At 62.0% G+C, this 21,940-nt stretch carries 20 protein-coding genes and 1 pseudogene; 14 read left to right on the forward strand and 7 right to left on the reverse strand.

Annotated elements, in window-relative coordinates; translation table 11 throughout:
* Positions 1-236: pseudogene (locus tag L6D63_RS16695) on the reverse strand (type II secretion system protein N); the annotation flags it as partial.
* 132 nt (positions 237-368) lie between these two features.
* Here L6D63_RS16695 and gspH point away from each other — a divergent pair.
* Both gspH and L6D63_RS16705 read left to right on the forward strand, forming a co-directional pair.
* Positions 369-821: a type II secretion system minor pseudopilin GspH gene (gspH, locus tag L6D63_RS16700; protein WP_131670272.1), complete on the forward strand. Its 453-nt coding sequence runs from the start codon at positions 369-371 to the stop codon at positions 819-821.
* Positions 818-1,426, forward strand: coding sequence for a prepilin-type N-terminal cleavage/methylation domain-containing protein (locus tag L6D63_RS16705; protein ID WP_131670271.1), 609 nt, complete (start codon positions 818-820; stop codon positions 1,424-1,426). The genes gspH and L6D63_RS16705 overlap by 4 nt, the downstream gene beginning before the upstream one ends.
* A 150-nt stretch (positions 1,427-1,576) precedes the next feature.
* On the opposite strand, the gene L6D63_RS16710 is transcribed toward L6D63_RS16705, so the two are convergent.
* From L6D63_RS16710 to L6D63_RS16720, 3 genes are read right to left on the reverse strand one after another with little or no spacing between them, the layout of a single operon-like run.
* Positions 1,577-2,515, reverse strand: a complete 939-nt coding sequence (locus tag L6D63_RS16710; RefSeq protein WP_131670270.1) for a FecR family protein — start codon at positions 2,513-2,515, stop codon at positions 1,577-1,579.
* Between the two features lie 31 nt (positions 2,516-2,546).
* Positions 2,547-3,098, reverse strand: a complete 552-nt coding sequence (locus L6D63_RS16715; RefSeq protein ID WP_041062424.1) for an RNA polymerase sigma factor — start codon at positions 3,096-3,098, stop codon at positions 2,547-2,549.
* A complete protein-coding gene (locus L6D63_RS16720; RefSeq protein ID WP_236170358.1) occupies positions 3,095-3,760 on the reverse strand; it encodes a secretin and TonB N-terminal domain-containing protein in 666 nt (221 codons plus the stop codon). Before L6D63_RS16720 ends, L6D63_RS16715 begins: the two co-directional genes overlap by 4 nt.
* Before the next feature lie 206 nt (positions 3,761-3,966).
* Here L6D63_RS16720 and L6D63_RS16725 point away from each other — a divergent pair, with 206 nt between their 5' ends.
* Positions 3,967-4,311, forward strand: coding sequence for a hypothetical protein (locus tag L6D63_RS16725; RefSeq protein WP_131670268.1), 345 nt, complete (start codon positions 3,967-3,969; stop codon positions 4,309-4,311).
* Positions 4,312-4,528: 217 nt separating this feature from the next.
* Here the strand turns inward: L6D63_RS16725 and L6D63_RS16730 are convergent, their stop codons facing one another.
* Together L6D63_RS16730 and L6D63_RS16735 are read right to left on the reverse strand one after the other, a co-directional pair.
* On the reverse strand, positions 4,529-4,969 hold the full coding sequence (locus tag L6D63_RS16730) for a carboxymuconolactone decarboxylase family protein (protein WP_041062432.1): 441 nt from the start codon (positions 4,967-4,969) through the stop codon (positions 4,529-4,531).
* A 56-nt stretch (positions 4,970-5,025) separates the two neighbouring features.
* Positions 5,026-5,295 carry a hypothetical protein gene (locus tag L6D63_RS16735; protein WP_131670267.1) on the reverse strand — a complete coding sequence of 90 codons (270 nt, stop codon included), beginning with the start codon at positions 5,293-5,295 and terminating at the stop codon, positions 5,026-5,028.
* On the opposite strand from L6D63_RS16735, the gene pdxR reads away from it, so the two are divergent.
* The 4 genes from pdxR (at position 5,284) to L6D63_RS16755 (ending at position 8,688) form a co-directional block, all read left to right on the forward strand.
* On the forward strand, positions 5,284-6,717 hold the full coding sequence (gene pdxR / locus L6D63_RS16740; RefSeq protein WP_131670266.1) for a MocR-like pyridoxine biosynthesis transcription factor PdxR: 1,434 nt from the start codon (positions 5,284-5,286) through the stop codon (positions 6,715-6,717). The two genes, L6D63_RS16735 and pdxR, sit on opposite strands and share 12 nt — an antisense overlap.
* 123 nt (positions 6,718-6,840) lie before the next feature.
* A complete protein-coding gene (locus L6D63_RS16745) occupies positions 6,841-7,134 on the forward strand; it encodes a putative quinol monooxygenase (protein ID WP_047293918.1) in 294 nt (97 codons plus the stop codon).
* 197 nt (positions 7,135-7,331) lie between these two features.
* Entirely contained in the window at positions 7,332-7,733 is a 402-nt protein-coding gene (locus L6D63_RS16750) for a cupin domain-containing protein (protein WP_131670265.1), read from the forward strand.
* A 241-nt stretch (positions 7,734-7,974) separates the two neighbouring features.
* Positions 7,975-8,688, forward strand: a complete 714-nt coding sequence (locus L6D63_RS16755; protein ID WP_047293914.1) for a hypothetical protein — start codon at positions 7,975-7,977, stop codon at positions 8,686-8,688.
* Between the two features lie 205 nt (positions 8,689-8,893).
* Here the strand turns inward: L6D63_RS16755 and L6D63_RS16760 are convergent, their stop codons facing one another.
* The gene (locus L6D63_RS16760) at positions 8,894-13,789 is read right to left on the reverse strand and encodes an NAD-glutamate dehydrogenase (RefSeq protein WP_047293913.1); all 4,896 of its coding nucleotides are present in this window, start codon (positions 13,787-13,789) and stop codon (positions 8,894-8,896) included.
* Positions 13,790-14,292: 503 nt separating this feature from the next.
* On the opposite strand from L6D63_RS16760, the gene L6D63_RS16765 reads away from it, so the two are divergent.
* From L6D63_RS16765 to L6D63_RS16795, 7 genes are all read left to right on the forward strand, one after another.
* Entirely contained in the window at positions 14,293-14,646 is a 354-nt protein-coding gene (locus tag L6D63_RS16765) for a hypothetical protein (RefSeq protein WP_131670264.1), read from the forward strand.
* Between the two features lie 290 nt (positions 14,647-14,936).
* A complete protein-coding gene (locus tag L6D63_RS16770) occupies positions 14,937-15,896 on the forward strand; it encodes an AAA family ATPase (RefSeq protein WP_003218556.1) in 960 nt (319 codons plus the stop codon).
* Positions 15,897-15,901: 5 nt separating this feature from the next.
* Positions 15,902-16,846 carry a DUF58 domain-containing protein gene (locus L6D63_RS16775; protein ID WP_047293911.1) on the forward strand — a complete coding sequence of 315 codons (945 nt, stop codon included), beginning with the start codon at positions 15,902-15,904 and terminating at the stop codon, positions 16,844-16,846.
* A complete protein-coding gene (locus L6D63_RS16780; protein WP_047293910.1) occupies positions 16,843-17,340 on the forward strand; it encodes a DUF4381 domain-containing protein in 498 nt (165 codons plus the stop codon). Before L6D63_RS16775 ends, L6D63_RS16780 begins: the two co-directional genes overlap by 4 nt.
* Positions 17,333-18,412: a vWA domain-containing protein gene (locus tag L6D63_RS16785; protein WP_131670263.1), complete on the forward strand. Its 1,080-nt coding sequence runs from the start codon at positions 17,333-17,335 to the stop codon at positions 18,410-18,412. Before L6D63_RS16780 ends, L6D63_RS16785 begins: the two co-directional genes overlap by 8 nt.
* Positions 18,409-20,145: a tetratricopeptide repeat protein gene (locus tag L6D63_RS16790; protein ID WP_131670262.1), complete on the forward strand. Its 1,737-nt coding sequence runs from the start codon at positions 18,409-18,411 to the stop codon at positions 20,143-20,145. The genes L6D63_RS16785 and L6D63_RS16790 overlap by 4 nt, the downstream gene beginning before the upstream one ends.
* Positions 20,142-21,779 carry a BatD family protein gene (locus L6D63_RS16795; RefSeq protein ID WP_131670261.1) on the forward strand — a complete coding sequence of 546 codons (1,638 nt, stop codon included), beginning with the start codon at positions 20,142-20,144 and terminating at the stop codon, positions 21,777-21,779. Before L6D63_RS16790 ends, L6D63_RS16795 begins: the two co-directional genes overlap by 4 nt.
* Positions 21,780-21,940 lie beyond the last annotated feature (161 nt).

Below are 21,940 nucleotides of genomic sequence, written 5' to 3' on the forward strand. Positions count from 1 at the left end.
CGACTGCCCGCCATCACCCCGCTCACTTTGATATCTACCGGCGCCGTCTGGTTAGAAAACCACTGCAACGCCGGGCTATCGCTGCGTGCCGCAAGCATTTGCGGGGGCGCTGGTGGGGTGTGGGATTCGGCGGAGGTCAGGAGCAGAGACGACCAGGTCGCGACGCCGACCAGGGCGGCGAGCAGTGCGAGGGCCTGGACGGTTTGCGGGGGGGAAATGCGGGTGGTGAGCATCATGGGCTGAATCTCCTTTTAGTCCCTGCTGACAGGCTACGCGGCAATTCTCACGGTTTTATTTCACACGCCTTACATGTTGGCCGTGCAGGATGTTTTTTTGGGACGGGCAAGACGCAACGGAGCGCGCAACCGATGAAGGTGGGCAAGCAACAGGGCTTTACGCTGATCGAGTTGATGGTGGTGCTGGTAATCATCGGGATCGCCAGTGCGGCGATCAGCCTGAGTATCAAGCCGGATCCGCTGCAGTTGCTGCGCAAGGACGCCGAGCGTGTGGCGCAGTTGCTGCAGGTGGCGCAGGCGGAGGCCCGCGCCGATGGCCGGCCGATTGTGTGGGTGAGTGATGGCAAGGGCTTTCGGTTCAGTCGGCGCAGTGACGGTGGTCGGGGGTTTGAGCATTTCAAGGATGACCCGCAGTTGCGGCCGCGCACCTGGCAGAGTCCGAAGCTGGAGGTGCGGGTGGAGCCGAAGCAGAAGGTTGTACTTAACGCCGAGTGGATCAATCCGCCGCTGCAATTGACCTTGTCTGATGGGCTCAATCGGCTGAGTGTGCTGCGTGATGCCAGTGGAAGGATCAGTGTGCAATGAACGATCAACGGGGCTTTACCCTGATCGAGGTGATGGTCGCTATTTTGCTGATGGCGGTGGTCAGTTTGATTGCCTGGCGCGGGCTGGACAGTGTGACGCGGGCGGACAGTCATTTGCAGGCGAGCAGTGAGCAGAGCGACCGTTTGTTGCGGGCGTTGAATCAGTTGCAGCGTGATGTGGAGATGCGCGCGGGTATTGAATTGACTGAGCCAAAGAAGGTTGGCGTGGATGAGGAGCCGCCGAGTGCGCCGCCTGCGATTACTGTGCGGAGCAGTGACGGCAAGGGGTTTCGGCTGGACATTATTCGCCGTGCGGCGGATCAGGTTGGGGCTTTGCAGCGGGTGCGTTGGTGGGTCAAGGGGGATACGTTGTATCGGGCGGTGGCTGAAGCGCGCAGTCGCTATCCATTGCCCGCGCCGGGGAATGGAGTGGCGGTGTTGCAAGGCGTGAGTGATGTGCAGGTGCGGGTTTGGGAGGTGGATAAGGGTTGGCGGCAGTTGAGTGGCAATCGGCGGGAGGATCCGTTGGGGTTGGAGGTGCGGTTGACGCGGGAGACGGCGCAGGGGGTGGAGCGGTATCGGCAGGTGATGGGGCCGTTGCAGTGATGCATGCCGGTTATGGCGATATCCCTGCATATCGGAGATTTCTGTAGGAGCTGCCGGAGGCTGCGATCTTTTGATCTTCAAAATCAAAATCAAAAGATCGCAGCCTTCGGCAGCTCCTACATTGGGATTGGTGGGGTTGGTGGGATTGGGTTAGCTGAGGACGACGACGCCGCCGGGCAGTTCGGTGCATTTAACGCCGTAGGCGTCGCGGATCAGCAGGGCGACGCCGGCGAGTTGGTCGAGGTTGAAGCGGGCCTGGACGCGGCGTTGGCCGAGTTCGCGGTTGAGCAACAGCAGCATGCCGGGGCGGTAGCGGTTGATCTCGTCGATCATCTGGCTGAGGGTTGCGCCGTTGAATACCAGCACTTGTTGGCGCCAGTTCATTACTGCGGCGGTGTCGACGCTTTGCACTGCGCCCACCTGCTGCGCGTCGTAGGTCAGTTGTTCACCGGGCTGCAGGCGCAGGCTGTGGCCATCGACATTGACGTCCACCGAACCATCAAGGCACGTCACGCACACTTGCTGATCGGTGTTGCGCAGGTTGAACCGTGCCTGACTGGCGCGCAACCACCCTCCTCCAGCCTGCATCGCCAATGGCAGCCGCGCGGTCTGCACTTCAACCTCACCGCTGACCAGTTCAAAACCCTGCACACCATCATCGCCAGCGCGCTGGTTGATGCGGGTCTGGGTGTTGAGTTCCAGGCGCACGCCGTCGGCGGGTTCAAAGCGCTTCTGCTGGCCGACTTCGGTGATGTAATCGGCGCCGAGCCCTTCAAAGCCACCGGGGATCGTGCCGCGCACCAGCAGGAACGCCGCCGATGCCGCGATAGCACCACCGAGAAACGCCCGGCGACCGAAGCGCCGAGGCGACTGCAGCCTTTCAGCGGCAGGCTGCAGGTTGTGCCACAACACCTTGGCCTGCTCGAAAGCCTGAGCATGTTCGGCGCTCTGCGCACACCAGTCGCGCAAGGCGCGGGCGTCGGCCAGGGTGGCGCGGCCCGAGGTCAGCAAGATCAACCAGTCGTAGGCTTCGCTGTGCAGATTGTCGGCCGCCGATGGCTTGGCAGGTGTCAGTCGAAAGATGTTCAAACGCGCAGGTTCTCAACGAAATGATCGGGCACTATTCAGAAGACGGTTTTCCGGCCCCGCGACCGAACCGCTGAAACACTTTTCTTTCCAGTTTCGCGGCGCAGAAGCCCAATGCAGCTTTGATTTCCTTTTCGACCATGCGCGTGGAGATGCCGAAACGCTGGGAGATTTCCAGGTGCGGGGCCTCCTCCAGCCGCGCGGCGATGAAAATTCGGCGACGCCGCGCGGGCAGCTCGTAGAGAGCACTGAGCAGCGACTGAATTTCCTTTTGCCCGCCCACCACCCGCGCCGGGTCCAGCGCCTCGTCGCCGACTTGCAGCAGCTCTTCGACTTCCTCGCCGGTGAGCAGGCGCGCATCGGCCTGACGGCGGTCGGCGGCGATGTTCAGGGCCATGCGATAGAGGTAGGCGTTGGGCCGCAGCAGGTTCGGCGGCGTTTCCATGCGGTCGACCCGCAGGTAGGTTTCGTGCAGCACGTCGTTGGCCAGGTCTTCCGAGCCGAGACGGCGTCGCAAGCGCACCCGAAAGTCCTCATAGGACGTCAGGAACAGCTGGACCATCGAACCTTGTCCGGTGTCTTTCATCCCCCGGAAACTCCTTCCCATTTGGTGCATTCCATGCGTTTCCCTGAAGACTCCGGTAACAACAGCAACGTGACCGGCTGACGCAACGCGCTGGGCGTCGGCCGGTCGATCCTCAGATTGCGAAAGCTCTCCACCAGCGCGGTATCGCGCCGTACATCACCGGTGGTGGTGACCAACCGGTTGTGCTGCACCACGCCGTCGCGCCCGACCCAGACCTGCAACACTGCGCGATAACTGCCCGGACGGGTCAGCGGCGAACGGCACAGGTTGCGCTCGATCGCCGCTTGCACGGCGGTGGCGTAGCTGCGACTGACAGCGGCACTGGCCGGGGTGGTTCTGTCCAACGCCGACGGCACGTCCTCGACCTGCGCCACCTGCAAGGTGAACGCGTCGTCGCGGGCATAACGCGCCATCAGGCCGCTGCCGCCGAGCAAACGACGCAGCGCATCGGCAGCGGTGTATTCGCCATCGACCGCCAATGAGCGCCGGCCACGACTCAACTGGCTGTCGACCAGCACCGCAACGCCCGTGGCGTGGCTGTACTGATCCAGCGCCCGGGCCAGATCCTGCGCCGGAATGTGCAGGGTCATGCGCAGGTCGGCCGGCAACGGTCCGGCTGTCGCCCCGCCGCTGAACCAGCCAAGCAGCAGCCCCAGACTCACCCGGCGCACGAGAGTCGCTGAACGCTGAAGACCGTCCCTGGAACTGCCTCGCTGCACGGCTGACGTACCCCTGAAAACCGTCATCCTGATGGCTGTTTATGAATCTGGTGTGACGGGCGGTGCAAAAAAACCATCACGGGATTCGCGCAAGGCTTGCACTAGACTGCCAATAGAGAGCGGCCGCTTCGGCCGGCCAGGAGGCTTGCATGAAATCACTGTGGAAAATCGCCCTCGGCGGGCTGCTGCTGAGCGCCTTCGCCAGTGCCCACGCCGAACAGCCGCTGGGCTGTGTGGAGGTGACGGTGGGCGGCTACAAGGCGCCGAATTACGATTGTCTGAGCCAGCAGATGGGCAACAACCTCGAGGGTGCTGCCGCCGCGCAGAAGAATCAGGAGGCAATGAACGTTCCCGTGAACAAACGGCCGCCAAATCAGGTTGGCCTCGCGACGCCGGCCGCAACAGGCACACGCATGGGCAACACCTTCGGCACCTCAGTCAAACCACAACGCCCAGCCGCGAATAACGGAATCTCCCCATTAACCAATAAATGAGTCAAACACCTGAGGCTAAGAAACTCACACACCTACAGGAAGGGGAAACACACCTGTGGCGAGGGGATTTATCCCCGATCGGCTGCGCAGCAGTCGTCAATCCCGCTGACTCGGTTTATCTGACGGACCCGCGTCGGATAGTGTTGGGCCTGCTACGCAGGCCATCGGGGATGAATCCCCTCACCACAAGGAACACCTCAATCACAGGGTGTGTACGTCAGTCGCTTGGGATTTGGCGGAAGCTCACCGCCAGGCGATTCCAGCTGTTGATGGTGGTGACGGCCATGGTCAGATCCACCAGTTCAGCTTCACTGAATTGCGCTTTGGCCAACTGGTAAACATCATCCGGCACATGACTTTCAGCCAACAACGTCACCGCCTCGGCCCAGGCCAACGCGGCGCGCTCGCGGGGATTGAAAAAGCCGCTGTCGCGCCACACCGCAATCGCATACAAACGCCGCTCACTCTCCCCGGCGCGCCGCGCATCCACTGAATGCATGTCGGTACAGAACGCGCAGCCGTTGAGCTGCGAAGCGCGGATCCTGATCAGTTGCAATAGCGGCGCCTCGATGCTCAGGTCGCGGGTCAGCGCTTCCATGGCGAGCATGGCTTTCATCGCCTTGGGTGAGGCGTTGTAGTAGTCCAGACGCGGGGACATGGGCAGGTCTCGGAATGCGGGATAGTGGATTTACGGTAAGCGCTGATGCGCCTGCGTTACAGCCCCAATTCCACGAAAAACCGCCACACCATTGCCCCCCGGCCAAACACAAATCCCCTGTAGGAGCTGCCGCAGGCTGCGATCTTTTGACTTTGATTTTTTTCAAACAAAAGCAAGATCAAAAGATCGCAGCCTTCGGCAGCTCCTACACGGGTTGGGGCCAATTTGGAGTTTTTCGGGTAGACAACTATTGTCGATCCGGCAACAGCGGTAATCTGGCCGACACCCCAATCGCCCCCCGGAGCCGCGTCGGTATGGAACTTCACGTCGTGATCAATGGCCGCAAGGACCTGGCCGGCCAGTTGTACAACCAGCTGCGCGGCGCCATCGAGTCCGGGCGTCTGGCCGCCGGCACACAGTTGCCGCCGAGTCGCTTGCTGGCCGAGCAACTGGGGATCTCGCGCAAGACCATTTCCGACACCTACGCGCAGCTGACTTACGAAAACTTCCTCACCGGCGTCATCGGCAAAGGCACTTACGTCAACGCCCGTCCGGCGCAGATTCAGCGCAAGCAAAGCCACACCGAACTGGCCAGCGCCGAACAGATCGAGCGCTGGCGCAACCTGCCGATGTTCCTGCAGCACCCGACGCTGGAAGGTTCGCTGCGTTACGATTTTATCGGCGGCGCCACCAGCAAGGGCCAGTTCCCGCATGACGACTGGCGCCGTTGCGTCTCGCATGCGATGCGCCAGATGGCCGGCTCCAAAGGTTTCTACAGCGTCCCCGAAGGCTTGCCGGCACTGCGCAATGCGATTGCCCGGCACATCGCGTTTTCGCGCGGGATCAACGGTCGGGACGAGGACATCGTGGTGTGCAACGGCGCGCAGCAGGCGCTGGACCTGATCACCCGCGTGCTGATCAGCCCCGGCAGCCGAGTGGCGATGGAAGACCCGGGTTATCCGCCGGCCCGCCTGCTGTTCGGTAGCCACGGCGCCGCAGTCAGCGGAGTTCCGGTGGATGCCGAAGGCATTGTGGTCGACCAGATTCCCGAGGGCACGCGGCTGATTTACGTCACCCCGTCGCACCAGTTTCCGCTGGGCATGCCAATGAGCCAGGCGCGCCGCGAGGCGTTACTCGCCCGGGCGTATGAACTGGGCGCGATCATCATCGAGGACGACTATGACAGCGAGTTCCGCTATGAAGGCCGGCCTACGGACTCCCTGTTCAGCCTCGACAAGCGCGGGATCGTTGCCTACGTCGGCACCTTCTCCAAGACCCTGCTGCCGGAGCTGCGCCTGGGTTACGCAATTCTGCCGCCGGCGATCCTCGAAGCGGTGATCCGCGCGAAAAAGCTCACTGACCAGCACGCTTCAACCTTGCCGCAATGGGCGCTGGCCAAGTTCATTGCCGAAGGTTGCCTGCTCAAGCACATCCGCCGCTGCCACGCGATTTACGCCCAGCGGCGCGAGCGGATTCTGGCGCGCATGGTCACGGATCTGTCGCCGTGGCTGGAGGCGATTCCGCCCAGCGCCGGGTTCCACATGGCGGTGCTGTGCAAGGTGCCGGTCGATCTGGCGCTGGTGATCGAGCTGGCGAGAAAGGTCGAGGTCGGGTTGTATCCCATCGACATTTTCTATTATCAACAGCCGGTGAGGAGCGGCCTGTATTTCGGCTTCGGCGCCATCGAAACCCTCGATATCGACACCGCTCTGGATCGCCTGCGCGATATTCTGCAACAAGTGGCGTGAATGATTGGTCTGCGCGATTAACCGCCGATTGGTTATTGGTGATCAACCGGTGCGGGCCTATTCTGCATGGGCGTTATCCCTCAATGAGCAGGATTCGTCCGGCCTGATTCAGGAGAGTGAGCAATGTCCAACGAAGTGATCAACACCGTCCAGGTGCGCGCTGCCGCCGGCCGTTCGGAAGAGCTCGGCCGGCAGTTGCAGAAGATCGTCGACACCCTGCGCCAGACACCGGGCTGCGACGCCTATATGGTCGACCGCTGCCCCGAGGACAACCAACGCTGGATGGTGAGCGCACGCTGGCAGTCGGAAGCGGCGATGCAGGCGCACTTCAACCGGCCCGAGGCGCAGGGGTTTATTGACCTGATCGATAGCCGTCTGGCCAATAGTGTGGATTTCAATAGTTTCCCTATCGTCTGACCGGACGCCTTCGCGAGCAAGCTCGCTCCCACATTTGGAATGCGTTCAACTGTGGGAGCGAGCTTGCTCGCGAAGGCGTATTCAGCCGCACTGCCGAACGATCGATTGGTCACCCGATCTTCCCGAATATTGGCCGTTTGCACGCCCCACCCCGCAGACTACTGTGGTCACCACCCCTCCCCAACTGGTGATCCGCCATGAAAGCCCTGCACCTTTTCACCGCCATTCTCGCCCTGTCCATGTCCGCTGCCGCGCTGGCCCATGACCCGTCGGAAAAAGTCACCGTCCTGCAAGACCAGATGCTGAAAAACGCCCCCGGCAAGAAAGCCATGATGATTGAAGTCGACTACAAACCCGGCCAGTCCTCCATCGCCCACAAGCACGACGGTACCGCCATGGCCTATGTGCTCGAAGGCGAAGTGACTTCCCAGGTCAAGGGCGAACAGCCGATCACCTACAAGAAAGGCCAGTTCTGGTACGAACCGGCCGGCTCCGAACATCTGGTGTCGAAGAACGCCAGCAAAAGCAAACCGGCGAAGTTGCTGGTGTTCATGGTATTGGCGCCGGACGAACAAGTGCTGATCCCTTTGAAAAACTGATGGTGGTTGGCACAGCCATAAATAAAAAGGCGCAAAACCCTGTTTTGCGCCTTTTTATGTCCGGACGAAATTAACCGTTTTGCCTTAAAGCCAATAAAACTAATACATCGCCACAACACGGAAAATTGTCAGCTTATTTACAGGTTGGCGGGTTTAGTCTGAATCAACTGTCGTGCGCCCGTCACAAACAGCCGCGACAACTCTGACGTTCCGACTGAAGTTGCTTCACGGGAGACTCACCATGAAACTTGCCTTTGCCAGTACCCTGGCGATATCCGTTTTAGCCTTGTCCGCCTGTTCCGTACCCACCGCGCCGAAAGCGGTTTCGTCCCTCGACACGCTGTTTACCCAACCGGTCGGCCGCAGCAGCGCCGCCCAAGTGCAAAGCGGTCCCGACGTGTCACTGGGCGTGGTCTACAGCCCGAGCACCCAGACCAACCGCGAATACCTGCGTGACTATCAGGCCAACGCCGGCACCGGTTTCGGCCAGAGCCTGCTGGTGCAGCCGATCCACGACGCCTACGTCAACACCTCGAAACCGGACATGGCCGTGGACTGGGTCAAGGCCTCGCTGCAACGCCAGTTCGGCTCCGTCACGGTGTACCCGGACATGCAGAGCCTGCGCGCGGCGCATCCCGACGTGGTGGCGATCATCGACACCCACAGCCAGTTGATCACCTCGCGCAGTTCCGACATCAAGGCTGATGTGAGTGCGGATTTTTATGATGCGAAGTTGAACTACATCGGTACAGCAAAAGGTTCTGAAGCGAAAGAACTGACGCCAGTTTGGGCCGACTTCAAAGGCTCGGAAGAAATCGTCGCGGATATTAATCAGCAACAGGATGTGCAAGTTCGGGCGTTGCAGAAGTTTGATCAGTCGTTGAGTAATTTATTGACCAGACCGACAGATAAAGTGTCGATGCTTGATAACAAACAAGTACATAAGTTGTATTGACTCCAAGGCCCTCATCGCTGGCAAGCCAGCTCCCACAGGTTTTGTGGTGATACCCCATCCCTGTAGGAGCTGCCGAAGGCTGCGATCTTTTGACTTTTAAAATCAAAAGATCGCAGCCTTCGGCAGCTCCTACAGGGAGCGGATCAACGAGCATAAAAAAGCCCCGGCATCTCACGACACCGGGGCTTTTTCATTCAACCACTACTCAGGCCGGTTCAAGCTCGGCATTCGCAGCAGCCGCAGGCACCACCGCCTGACCGCTCAACGCGAGGTCCAGCAGCTCACGGTTGGCAACGGCGTACATGGCGTAATCGGTGCCGCTCGCAGCACGGATTTCCACCAGCATGGCGCGCCAGCGTTCGATCATGCCTTCGTGCTGTGCCATCCACAGCGCCAGACGTGCTTCCACGTCCTGGGTGCCGTCGCCCTGTTGCAGGACGGAGATGGTGATCGCACGTTGCTGCCAGTCCACATCATCACGGAACGCTTCACGGGCCAGAGCCTGCCAGTTGTTTTCAACCGGCAGCGCGCTGATCTGTTGCAGGTACCAGGTGATGTCCAGCGCACTGCCCACGGCGAAGTAGGCTTTGGCCACTTCGGCCGGATCCTGGCCAGTGACGTCGGACGCTTCGATGATCGGCAGCAGCGTGTACAGGTGCGAGGTACCCGCCACCATACGCGCCAGCAACTCCGGCACACCGGCCGCGACGTAAGCCTGATAACGCGCCTGCCAGTTTTCACGGATTTCGCCGCTCAGCAGTTCGTCGAGCTTCAGGCCCAGCTCCTTCAGGTGCGGACCGAAGTGCGCGACGTCACGGGCAGCGTTCTGCTCGTTGCGACGGGCACGCAGGAACCAGCGGGTAGCGCGACGGCCCAGGCGCATCAGCTCGTCCATCAGCTCCAGTTGCACGTCAGCGGAAACCTGGTAGTCCAGCGCTTCGATCTGACGGAACCAGTGCGGGAGGTGGAAGATGTCACGCACGATCACGTAGGCGCCGGCCACGTTGGCCGGGCTCATGCCGGTCGACTCTTTGAGTCGCTGCACGAAGGTGATGCCCATGTGGTTGACCAGATCGTTGGCGATCTGGGTGCTGACGATCTCGCGCTTCAGACGGTGACGACGCATGGCTTCGGAGAACTTGCTGACCAGGGTCGGCGGGAACGCCGTTTCCATGTCGCGGGTCAGGTAGTCGTCGTCCGGCACCAGCGAGTTCAGCAGCTGTTCCTTGAGGTCGATCTTGCTGTACGAGATCAGCACCGACAGCTCCGGACGGGTCAGACCATGGCCTGCCGCAACGCGCTCGTTGATCTGCTCTTCGGTCGGCAGGAACTCGATGGCACGGTCCAGCTTGCCACGGCCTTCCAGATCGCTCATCAGACGCTTGTACTCGGCAATGCGCTCGTAGGCACGACGCGCCGCCAGGGACAGAGCCTGGGTCTGCTTGTAGTTGTTGCCCAGCACCAGACCACCGACTTCGTCGGTCATGCTCGCCAGCAACTGGTTGCGTTGCTTGTCGGTCATGTCGCCGGCCTGAACCACTTCGTTCAGCAGGATCTTGATGTTCACTTCGTGGTCGGAGCAGTCCACGCCACCGGCGTTGTCGATGAAGTCGGTGTTGGAACCGCCGCCATTGAGGCCGAATTCCACACGACCCAGTTGGGTCATGCCGAGGTTACCGCCCTCGCCCACGACTTTGCAGCGCAGCTCGTTGCCGTTCACGCGCAGCGCATCGTTGGCCTTGTCGCCGACGTCAGCATGGCTTTCGCTGCTGGCCTTGACGTAAGTGCCGATACCGCCGTTCCACAGCAGATCCACCGGCGCCTTGAGCAAGGCGTTCAGCAGCTCGGTCGGGGTCAGCTTGTCGGCCTTGATGTCGAAGCGTTCTTTCATCTGCGGCGAGATGGCGATGCTCTTCGCGCTGCGCGAGAAGATGCCGCCGCCTTCGGACATGATGCTGGTGTCGTAGTCGGTCCACGCCGAACGCGGCAGGTCGAACATGCGCTGACGCTCGACGAAGCTGGTCGCCGGGTTCGGGTTCGGATCGATGAAGATGTGCATGTGGTTGAACGCGGCAACCAGTTGCAGCTTGTCGGACATCAACAGGCCGTTACCGAATACGTCACCGGCCATGTCACCGACGCCGACCACCGTGATGCTGTCTTCCTGGACATTGATGCCGCGCTCGCGGAAGTGGCGCTGTACGCCGACCCACGCACCCTTGGCGGTAATGCCCATTTTCTTGTGGTCGTAACCGGCGGAACCACCGGAGGCGAACGCGTCGCCCAGCCAGAAGCCGTAGTCGATGGCGATGCCGTTGGCGATGTCGGAGAAGGTCGCAGTGCCCTTGTCCGCGGCCACCACCAGGTACGGGTCATCGTCGTCATGCCGCACGACGTTGGCCGGCGGTACCAGCGCGCCGTCTTTCAGGTTGTCGGTGATGTCCAGCAGACCGGAAATGAAGATGCGGTAGCAGGCGATGCCTTCGGCCGCGATCTCGTCACGGCTGCCGCCCAGTGGCAGGCGACGCGGCAGGAAGCCGCCCTTCGCGCCCACCGGCACGATGACCGAGTTCTTCACTTGCTGGGCTTTTACCAGACCGAGGACTTCGGTACGGAAGTCTTCTTCACGGTCGGACCAGCGCAGGCCACCACGCGCCACGTTGCCGAAGCGCAGGTGCACGCCTTCGACACGTGGCGAGTACACGAAGATTTCGAACTTCGGTACTGGCTTGGGCAGCTCAGGGATCGCGTGCGGGTTGAACTTGAAGCTGAAGTACGACTTGTTCTGGCCGTTGGCGTCAGTCTGATAGAAGTTGGTGCGCAGGGTGGCTTTGATCAGGTCCAGGTAACGACGCAGGATGCGGTCTTCGTTGAGCACCTGAACATCGTCCAGTGCGGTGAGAATCGCCTGTTCCAGACGCTGTTGCTTGTCTTCCAGATCGTCGCTGCCCAGCTTGCGCGCCAGGTAGAAACGGGTTTTGAACAACCGGGTCAGCTCGCGAGCGATGTCGGTGTGGTTGTTCAGGGTGCTGGCGATGTAACCCAGGTCGAAGCCCAGACGGATCTGCTTCAGGTAACGGGCGTAGGCGCGCAGCAGCGCCACGTCGCGCCACGGCAGACCGGCGGTCAGCACCAGACGGTTGAACGCATCGTTCTCGGCATCGCCACGGACGATGTGGACGAACGCGTCCTGCAGGGTGTCGTTGAGTTGCTGGATGTCGAGGTCCAGACCTTCGGCTGCGGTGAACGCGAAGTCGTGAATCCAGAACTCGCGGCCATTGGTGTGACGCAGACGGTACGGGAACTCACCCAGCACGCGCAGGCCGAGGTTTTCCAGAATCGGCAACACGTCGGACAGCGCCAGCGGGGTGTCGGCGTGGTACAGCTTGCAATGCAGCTCGCGCTGACCAGACACCTGGCCCAGCGGCTGATAGAAGCTCATCACCAGCGGATTTTTTTCGTTCAGGCTCAGCAGGTGCTGCATGTCGACCACGGCCGAATGCGCCGCGAAACGCTCGCGGTAACCGGCCGGGAAGCCTTTCGGGAAGTCCGCCAGCACGTTGGTGCCGTGGGCTTCGCCGAAGCTTTCGACGGTCAGGGCGGCGTAGTCGTCCTGCCAGCTGCGGCAGGCCTGTACCACTTCTTTTTCCAGCAGCAGCGGATCGATGTCGATGCGGTTCTTCGGATCAACACGCAGGATCAACTGCACGCGAGCCAGCACGGACTCGGAGAAGAAGGTCCAGAACTCGCAGTCGGTGGCCTTCAGGCGCTCCATCAGCACCTGCTGGATCTTCTGGCGCACTTCGGTGGAATAGATGTCGCGTGGCACGTAGGCCAGGCAGTAGCAGAAGCGACCGTACGGGTCTTTGCGCAGGAACACGCGGATCTTGTTGCGTTCCTGGATCTGCACGATCGACATCACGGTGCTGAACAGTTCGTCGACCGGGGTCTGGAACAGGTCATCACGCGGCAGCACTTCGAGTACCTGCGCCAGTTCCTTGCCCAGGTGAGCCTTGGACTGGAAGCCGGAACGGCGTTCGATTTCTTCGACCTTGCGACGGATGAACGGGATGACCCGCACGCTCTCGCCATACACCGAGGAGGTGTACAGGCCCATGAAGCGGTGTTCCTTGATGACTTTACCGTCGGCGTCGATTTCACGGATCGACACGTAGTCCGGGTAGGCCGGACGGTGTACGCGGCTCGGATGCGCAGCCTTGGCGAACGACAGCAGGGTCGGTTCGCGCAGGTAGTTCACCGCGTAGTCTTCGATGTGACGGTCTTCGTTGGTCAGACCGGTGCGCAGCAGCTTGGTCAGACCGAGGAAGGAATTCTGGTCGTATTCGATATGGCCGCCATCGGCCTGATCGACAACGGTGAACTCTTCGTAGCCGAGGAAGGTGAAGTGGTTGCCCACCAGCCATTCCAGGAAGCTCTTGATTTCGCTCTTTTCGTCGGCATCGACGGCGAATGCGCTGTGATCGAGCTTGGTGAGGATCTCCTGCACCTTGGCCTTCATCGGCTCGAAATCAGCGACCGCGACGCGCACTTCACCGAGCACTTGCTCCAGCTCTTTGCTCAGCACATTCAGTTCGGCCGCGTTGGCGCAGCGGTCGATTTCCAGGTACATCAGCGACTCGTGCAGCACGCCTTCGCCGGTACTGCCTTTTGGCAGGATTTCCAGCAGTTCGCCCTTGCTGCCACGACGCACGCTGAGCACGGTGGTCTGCAGGGTATGGATGCTGTAGCCGCGACGGTTCAGCTCGGTGCGGACCGAGTCGACCAGGAACGGCAGGTCGTGGTGAAGCACTTCGACCGCAGTGTGAGTCGACTGCCAGCCATGACGCTCGTAATCAGGGTTGTAGACGCGCACTTGCGGTTGCGCGTGATCGAAGCGCTCAAGCAGGCGCCACGCGGAAAGAGTACAGCCAGCGAGGTCGGAGAGGCGACGTTGAGTCAGCTCGTCCAGGGAAATGATGCCGAAGAATTGTTCAGCGAACAGCGCCACTTGTGGCAGTGCCTGTTCACTGATGTGCTGCGCCAGTGCCGCTTGCAGTTGGTGCTGGAAGTCGGCTTTGCTGGCTGCGGTGAAGAACGCCATCTGTGGTACTCCGCTTAAGCTTGTTATTGATGGAAAGCGTCGCGTGCAACACCCCTTGCGGGGCTTGTGTCGCCCTGTTCCTGAATCTCGGGCAGAGGAAACAGGGGGACAGGTGGGTGAAGCTGGACGAGACACTCAGGTCACATTCACCTTCCATTGAATGGGCATCTGCAAAAACGACTGTCGAGGCCGCCGACAATGTCTTTACGGGTGCTCATCCGTTGCGCAGCTTAATGGGTGCGACAATGTGTCTGCTTGCGGTGCTGCGACATATTCGGTCATTGGCACGTAAACCAAGGCTTTGGCAACGGTAAACACTAGCAGTCATGGCGCAAAACGGCGGCTTGAATGCCCGTATTTACGGTACATCTGTGCCAGAAGTGACCATTGACCTGTGTCGCGTTCGCGACACATCCTCTGACACTCTCACATGCAGAAATTCCCGAGGGCTGGCAGAATCGCGCCCAATTGCGACCAACACGCCCGCCGAGGCAGGAATTCCCATGCAAATGACCACCGCCCTACTGATCGTCAACCCGTGCGACGACGAAGAAGACAACATGGCCATGCTCTGCTGCCATAGCGACAAGGGCGAGATGTTTCTGATGAGCCGTTATCCCGATGAGGATGAGCTGGAGATCACCCTGGATGGCGAGCCTTCGACCCTCGACGGGGTGAAAGTCACCCTGGGCAAGACGCTGCTGAAGATCGAGATCGCGGCGGCGGATGCCGATGCGCTGAATGGCGATGATGTGCTGGAGATCACTTTCAATCCGGATATGGTGGATCTGGAGGAGGTTGAGGAAACCTTGAAGAATATTCTGGATGGCACCGGGACCTATATCAGCCAGATTTAAGGGTGCCTGAGTCGGCCTCTTCGCTGGCAAGCCAGCTCCCACAGAGAGCGATGTGTTGCATAAATCGCATTCGCACCGCTGATACCTGTGGGAGCTGGCTTGCCAGCGATGGGGCCAGAACTGCCACCTCACCACTCCCCTGCTACAAAATTCCAACAAATCCCCCGGTCATTTCCCGCACTTTGCGCAAAATGCCGTTAGTCGCCACCCCCCTCGATGGATTAAAGTAACGCCCCCAGCCCCGGCGTTATCCGAACGCCTGGGGCCACCCTTTCCAGGAACAGTCACCGATGGAACATCGTGAAGCGCTGCTGGCGCTGCGAACCTTTCTTTCAACGCAGATTCTCGGCCAGGAAAAACTCATCGAGCGTTTGCTCATCGCCCTGCTCGCCGACGGCCACATGCTGGTCGAGGGCGCTCCGGGTCTGGCCAAGACCAAAGCGATCAAAGAACTCGCCGAGGGCATCGAAGCCCAGTTCCATCGCATCCAGTTCACTCCCGATCTGCTGCCGGCCGACATCACCGGCACCGAGATCTATCGCCCGGAAACCGGCAGTTTCGTGTTCCAGCAAGGGCCGATCTTCCACAACCTGGTGTTGGCGGACGAAATCAACCGGGCCCCGGCCAAGGTGCAATCGGCGCTGCTCGAAGCCATGGCTGAACGGCAGGTCAGCGTCGGGCGCAGCACGTATGAACTGTCACCACTTTTTCTGGTGATGGCGACGCAGAACCCGATCGAGCAGGAAGGCACCTATCCGCTGCCGGAAGCCCAGCTCGACCGCTTCCTGATGCACGTCAAGATCGGTTTCCCGGACGCCGCCGTCGAACGCCGGATCCTGCAGCAGGCCCGTGGTGAAGCGCTCAACGGCGAAACCAAGCCTGAACGCCGGGTCAGCCAACAAGCGATCTTCGCCGCGCGCAAGGAAATCCTCGGTCTGTACATGGCTGACGCCGTAGAGGAATACCTGGTGCAACTGGTCATGGCCACGCGCACCCCGGCCAAGTTCGACCCGGAAATGGCCGAGTGGATCGCCTATGGCGCCAGCCCGCGCGGCTCGATTGCCCTCGACCGTTGCGCCCGGGCTCACGCCTGGCTGGCGGGTCGCGATTTCGTCAGCCCGGAAGACATTCAGGCGGTGCTGTTCGACGTGTTGCGTCACCGCATCATTCTGTCGTTTGAAGCCGAAGCCGCTGGCATCGATCAGGATCGGGTGGTGCAGCGGATTCTCGACGTCGTAGCCGTCGCTTGACCCCCATGAACGCCCCCCTGCCGTCCGAACCGGGCATCCGCATCAGCCTCACCGACCTGATCGAGATGCGTCACCGTGTGCGCGAAGTGCAGTTGTTTTCCACGCCAAGTCAGCGCAGCCCGCTGATCGGCCTGCATCACTCGAAATTTCGCGGACGCGGGGTCGACTTCGATCAGGTGCGGGTGTATCAGGCCGGCGACGACGTGCGCACCATCGACTGGCGCGTGACCGCGCGCACCCAGGAGCCGCACACCAAGCTGTTCCACGAGGAGCGCGAACGACCGATTTTCATCATGGTCGAGCAAAGCACGCGGCTGTTTTTCGGCTCCGGGCTGATGTTCAAATCGGTGCTGGCGGCGCAAGCGGCGGCGCTGATCGGCTGGGCCGCGCTGGGGCACAATGACCGGGTTGGCGGGCTGGTGTTCGGCGACAACGAGCATTACGAAATCAAACCGCGCCGCAGCAAGCAGAGCCTGCTGCAACTGCTCAATCGCCTGGTCAAGGTCAATCAGTCGCTGCACAGCGAACGCGAGCCGGACCGCGACGCCCTCGGCGTGGCGCTGCGCCGGGCGCGCGAAGTGTTGCGCCCGGGCAGTCTGGTGATCGTCATCTGTGACGAGCGCGCGCTGACCGACAGCGCCGAGCAGCAACTGAGCCTGCTGGCGCGCCATTGCGACCTGCTGATGCTGCCGCTGTCCGATCCGCTGGACCACGCCCTGCCCGCCGCCGGGCTGCTCAGATTCGCGGAAAGGGGCGCGCAACTGGAACTCGACACCCTCAATTTCGAGCTGCGTCAAACCTATCGCGCTCAGGCCGAAGCTCGTATCGCCCGCTGGGAATTGCTCGCGCAAAAACTGCGGGTGCTGCTGATGCCATTGAGCACGCAAAGCGAAATGGTCGAGCAGATGCGCGAGTTCCTCAATCCGCAGCGCCCGGGGAGCAGTCGATGAACGGCCTCGAGCAACTGCAACCGCTGATTTCGCCACCGCCGATCGACTTTTGGCCGCCAGCGCCGGGCTGGTGGCTGCTGCTGTTATTGCTGCCGCTGCTCGGGTTCGCGGCGTGGCGTTTGCGCCGGTTCATTCCGGTCAAGAAACGCCCGATCGTACGCGCCGAACAGCCGCTCGATCCGGTGCGCATCGCCGCGCTGGCCGAACTGGCACAAATGCCCAAACCCTACGACGGCGCACCGGCCGGGGCCTGGCTGCAGCAGCTCAACGGCCTGCTCAAACGCCTGTGCCGCAACCACTACCCTTACAGCCAGAGCCACACCCTCAATGGCCGCAAATGGCTGGCGTTCCTCGACAACCGCTGCCCGGCGGCCGGTCTGACGCGCTGGATGGTGCTGGTCGAAGGCGCCTACAAACCGGAATGCAAACTCGACGACAAAGCCATCGCCGGCCTGACCCAAGCCGTCGACACCTGGATTCGCAAGCATGTTTGAGTTCGCCTGGCCGTGGATCTTCGTGCTGCTGCCGCTGCCGTGGCTGATGCGTCTGGTGTTGCCGGTGGCCGACAGCGGCGAGCCGGCGTTGCGCGTCAGTTTTCTCTCGGACCTCGAAGGCCTCGCCCGTCGCCGGGCCCGAGCCAATCTGCCGGCGTGGCGCCAGCAGGCGCCGTTTCTGTTGCTGTGGCTATTATTGCTGAGCGCCGCCGCCCGCCCGCAATGGCTCGGCGAACCATTGCCGATTGCCGCCAGCGGCCGTGATCTGCTGGTGGCGGTGGACGTGTCCGGTTCGATGGATTTTCCCGACATGCAGTGGCAGGACGAAGACGTCAGTCGCTTGTCGCTGGTTCAGCATCTGCTCGGGGATTTCCTCGAAAGCCGCGATGGCGACCGCGTCGGTCTGATCCTGTTCGGCAGTCAGGCGTACCTGCAGGCACCGCTGACGTTTGACCGCCACACCGTGCGCGTCTGGCTTGATGAAGCGCGCATCGGCATTGCCGGCAAGAACACCGCCATCGGCGACGCGATCGGTCTGGCGCTCAAGCGTCTGCGCCTGCGTCCGGCGCAAAGCCGGGTGTTGATTCTGGTCACCGACGGTGCCAACAACGGTGGCGAAATCGATCCGTTGACCGCAGCAAAACTGGCCGCCAGCGAAGGGGTGAAAATCTACCCGATCGGCATTGGTGCGGACCCGGAAGACAGTGGCAGCACCGGGCTGCTTGGGGTCAATCCGAGCCTGGACCTCGACGAGCCGGCCCTCAAGGCGATTGCCGCAGCCACCGGCGGCCAATACTTTCGCGCCCGCGACGGCAAAGAGCTGCAAACGATCCGGGACACTCTCGACCAACTCGAACCGGTGACCCAGCAACCGACCCAGGCGCGCCCGGCGCAAGCCTTGTATCAGTGGCCGCTGGCCTTTGCCCTGCTGCTGAGCCTGTTGCTGGTCGCCCGCGAATTGTGGCCGGATAACCCGCTGCAACGCCTGTTTACCAAGGAGCTGTATCTGCAAAGTCCGTTGCCTGACTGGCGCGAGCGTCTCAAGCGCCTGCGTTTGCGGAGGCGCCGATGATCGCGCTCTGGCCGCACTGGTTCCGCCCCTGGTGGCTGCTGCTCCTGCCGCTGCTCGGCTGGCTGATCTGGCAACTCTGGCACCGGCAGAAACGTGCTGGACGCTGGCAGATGATTCTGCCGCCGGCGTTCCACTCGACGCTGCTCAGCGGCGGCAATGGCCGCGCCAGCAAGCTGCCGTGGGTCGCCCTCGGCGTGGCGTGGCTGCTGACCCTCGTCGCCCTGCTCGGCCCCAGTTGGGAACGCGTCGAACAGACCAGCCAGAAACCCGCCGACCCGCTGGTCGTCGTTCTGGAGCTGACCCCGGAAATGCTCGCCACCGACTCACCGCCAACGCGACTGGAACAGGCCCGGCGCAAGCTGTTCGACTTGTTGCAGGCGCGCAGCGATGCGCAGACCGCGATCGTCGTCTACGCCGGCAGCGCGCACACGCTGGTGCCGCTGTCGGATGACCTGGCGACCAGTCGCAATCTGCTGGACGCGCTCAAACCGTCGCTGATGCCGGAAAGCGGCCATCGCGCTGATCTCGGCATAAGCAAGGCACTGGCCTTGCTCAAGCAAGGGGCTCTGGGCCAGGGACGCATCCTGCTGATCGGTTCCTCGCTGACCGAGGAAGAACGCCAAGGTATTCGTCGAGCCCTCGGCGAGCAGTCAGCACAACTATTGATGCTCGGCATCGGCACCGCTGAAGGCGCGCCCATCGCTCAGGAGGACGGCAGTTTCCTCAAGGATGAACAAGGCGCGATTCGCGTGCCGCAGCTCGACAGCCCGGGCCTCGGCGCGTTCCTTGCCAGCGTCGGCGGTGAATACCACAGCGCGCGTCTGGACGAATCCGACTTGCGCGCCCTCGGCCTGCTCGATGGCCCGCGCAGCCTGCGCAACGATGGTCAGACTGTGCGCCTGGACACCTGGGCCGATCAGGGCTACTGGCTGTTGTTGCCGCTGTTGCTGCTCGCCGCGTGTGCTGGACGGCGTGGCTGGTTATTCTGCCTGCCGCTGCTGCTGTGCTTGCCGCAGCCGAGCTACGCTTTCGACTTCGAAGACCTGTGGCTGCGTCCTGACCAACAGGGTTTGCACTTGCTCAAGCAGAAGCGCCCGGCCGAGGCCGCCGAACACTTTGAAGATCACCAGTGGCAAGGGCTGGCGTTGTATGAAGCCGGCGATTACAGTGGCGCCGCTCAGCGTTTCGCCGAAGGCAGCGACGCCCGCGCCCACTACAATCGAGGCAACGCGCTGGCGAAAAGTGGCGAGCTGGAAGCGGCGATTGATGCCTACGAGCAAGCGCTGGAACTGCAACCGGATTTGCGCCCGGCGCTGACCAACAAGGCCCTGGTGGAAAACCTGCTCAAGCAGAAGAACACCCCGCCGCCGGCCGAACCACAGCCGCAACCGGCCCAGCCGAGCGTGCCCGGCGATGAACCACCGCCAGCGACCGCGCCGCCACCGACGGTCAAAAACGAGACCCCGAGCGAGGCCCAGCCCGGCGAGTCGGCCACCGAGCCGCCGCCGACCACCCCGCCGCAACCGGGCCCCAACGAGGTGCCGGGCATCGACGAGACGGAAGAAACGGACACCGTGCCGACGCTGCGCCCGAGCGAGGACAACCTCGAAGGCGAGCAACGTCAGGCGCTGGAACAATGGCTGGGCAAGATCCCGGACGACCCGGGCGAACTGCTGCGACGCAAATTCTGGTACGAACAGCAACAACATCAGGATCAGGAAAAAACTCGATGACCCGCTTCAGCGCCCTCTTGCTGCCCCTGCTGCTCTGCACGGCCACCGCTCAGGCGGCCGAGTTGACGGCCAGCGTGGATCGCAGTCGCCTGAACTCCGGCGAGACGGTCGAACTCACCCTCGAAACCAGCGACGTCACCCAGTTCGGCAAACCCGACCTGACGCCGCTGGAGCCGTTGTTCGAGGTGCGCGGCACGCGTCAGGTCAACCAGTTGAACACGCTCAATGGTGACAATCGCGCCACCACGCGCTGGATCATCACCCTGCTGCCGAAAGAGAACGGCAGCGTGGTCATTCCGCCGCTGCAACTGGGTGACGTGCAGAGCCAGCCGATCACCGTGCAAGTGGTCGAGAGCGATACTCGCGCAGAAAAAAACAACCCGAACCCGGTGTTCATCGAGGTCAGCCTCGATCAGTCCAGTGTTTACGTGCAAGCCCAGGCGATCCTGACCCTGCGCATCTACCATTCAGTGTCGCTGTACGACGACAGCAGCCTGACCCCGCTGCAAATCGCCGATGCGCGGATCGAACAACTGGGCGACATGCGCACCTACGAGAAAGACATCAACGGCGTGCGCCATGGCGTGATCGAGATGCGCTATGCGATCTACCCGCAGCACAGTGGTTTGCTGCTCATCGCTCCGCAAACGTTCAGCGCCACGCTGGTCGACACCCAGCCCAGCCAGGACGCCACCGCGCAAGGCCCGAAACCGGGCAAATTGCTGCGGGTCAATTCCGCCGAGATCGCCCTGACGGTCAAACCGAAACCGCTGACCTATCCGGCCGATGCGCCGTGGCTGCCGGCGCGCAGCCTAAGCCTGAGCGAAAGCTGGAACCCGGAGCCTGAGCACATTCAGGTCGGTGACTCGCTGACCCGCAGCCTGACCCTGAAAGTCGAAGGCCTAGCCAGCTCGCAGCTGCCGGCCCTGCCCGGCACCGAAGCCAACGGCCTGCGCCGTTACCCGGATCAACCGGTGCTGAGCAACCAGAGCGGCGAGCGCGGCCTGATCGGCAGCCGTGAAGAACGCGAAGCGCTGGTACCCAGCCGCAGCGGCAGCATCGAGCTGCCCACCGTCGATGTGGTCTGGTGGAACACCTTCGAAGATCATCTGGAACACACCAGCCTGCCGGCGCGCACCCTGCAGGTGGCGAACAACCCGAGCCTGCAAGTCGACACCCCGGCGGGCACCCTGCAATCGGCCATTGTCGACAGCGATACCGTGTGGTGGTGGAAACTCAGCACGCTGATCCTCGCCTGTACCACCCTGCTCGGCTTCGGCCTGTGGTGGCGTGCGCGCTGGCAACCGGCGGTGCATCGCGCCGCCCAGACCGGCCCGAGCCCGCGCACCTTGCTGGACGACATCAAGCGGGCGTGCCAGGCGAATGATCCGCAAGCGACCCGCCAGGCACTCGATGCCTGGGCGCGGCAGCAGCCGGAGACCCTGGCGGACATGGCGGCGCGGTTTGTGCCGTTGTCCGATGCGCTGGACGGGCTCAATGGTGCGCTGTACAGCGAGACGGGGCAGCATTGGCAAGGTGAGGATCTGTGGCGGGCGATCCGCACGATTCCGGCGGCGGAGCGGGTGCAGGATCCGGTGGGTGACAGCGGATTGCCGCCGCTTTATCCGAAGTAACCCTCCCCAAGAGGTAATGAAACCCTGTGGCGAGGGGATTTATCCCCGATGGGCTGCAAAGCAGCCCCGAACTCTACAAATCAAGTCTGCCTGACACACCACATAGCCTGATTTTACGACTGCTTCGCAGTCGATCGGGGCGGTGCGACGTTTCGCTAAAT

The organism is Pseudomonas parakoreensis, assembly GCF_021602155.1.
GTDB lineage: Bacteria > Pseudomonadota > Gammaproteobacteria > Pseudomonadales > Pseudomonadaceae > Aquipseudomonas > Aquipseudomonas parakoreensis.

Coding starts and splice junctions, on each gene's coding strand:
- gspH (WP_131670272.1), top strand. CDS start 369: ATGAAGGTGGGCAAGCAACAGGGCTTTACGCTGATCGAGTTGATGGTG.
- L6D63_RS16705 (WP_131670271.1), top strand. CDS start 818: ATGAACGATCAACGGGGCTTTACCCTGATCGAGGTGATGGTCGCTATT.
- L6D63_RS16715 (WP_041062424.1), bottom strand. CDS start 3,098: ATGAAAGACACCGGACAAGGTTCGATGGTCCAGCTGTTCCTGACGTCC.
- L6D63_RS16725 (WP_131670268.1), top strand. CDS start 3,967: ATGAAATCACTGTGGAAAATCGCCCTCGGCGGGCTGCTGCTGAGCGCC.
- L6D63_RS16730 (WP_041062432.1), bottom strand. CDS start 4,969: ATGTCCCCGCGTCTGGACTACTACAACGCCTCACCCAAGGCGATGAAA.
- pdxR (WP_131670266.1), top strand. CDS start 5,284: ATGGAACTTCACGTCGTGATCAATGGCCGCAAGGACCTGGCCGGCCAG.
- L6D63_RS16745 (WP_047293918.1), top strand. CDS start 6,841: ATGTCCAACGAAGTGATCAACACCGTCCAGGTGCGCGCTGCCGCCGGC.
- L6D63_RS16750 (WP_131670265.1), top strand. CDS start 7,332: ATGAAAGCCCTGCACCTTTTCACCGCCATTCTCGCCCTGTCCATGTCC.
- L6D63_RS16755 (WP_047293914.1), top strand. CDS start 7,975: ATGAAACTTGCCTTTGCCAGTACCCTGGCGATATCCGTTTTAGCCTTG.
- L6D63_RS16760 (WP_047293913.1), bottom strand. CDS start 13,789: ATGGCGTTCTTCACCGCAGCCAGCAAAGCCGACTTCCAGCACCAACTG.
- L6D63_RS16765 (WP_131670264.1), top strand. CDS start 14,293: ATGCAAATGACCACCGCCCTACTGATCGTCAACCCGTGCGACGACGAA.
- L6D63_RS16770 (WP_003218556.1), top strand. CDS start 14,937: ATGGAACATCGTGAAGCGCTGCTGGCGCTGCGAACCTTTCTTTCAACG.
- L6D63_RS16775 (WP_047293911.1), top strand. CDS start 15,902: ATGAACGCCCCCCTGCCGTCCGAACCGGGCATCCGCATCAGCCTCACC.
- L6D63_RS16780 (WP_047293910.1), top strand. CDS start 16,843: ATGAACGGCCTCGAGCAACTGCAACCGCTGATTTCGCCACCGCCGATC.
- L6D63_RS16785 (WP_131670263.1), top strand. CDS start 17,333: ATGTTTGAGTTCGCCTGGCCGTGGATCTTCGTGCTGCTGCCGCTGCCG.
- L6D63_RS16790 (WP_131670262.1), top strand. CDS start 18,409: ATGATCGCGCTCTGGCCGCACTGGTTCCGCCCCTGGTGGCTGCTGCTC.
- L6D63_RS16795 (WP_131670261.1), top strand. CDS start 20,142: ATGACCCGCTTCAGCGCCCTCTTGCTGCCCCTGCTGCTCTGCACGGCC.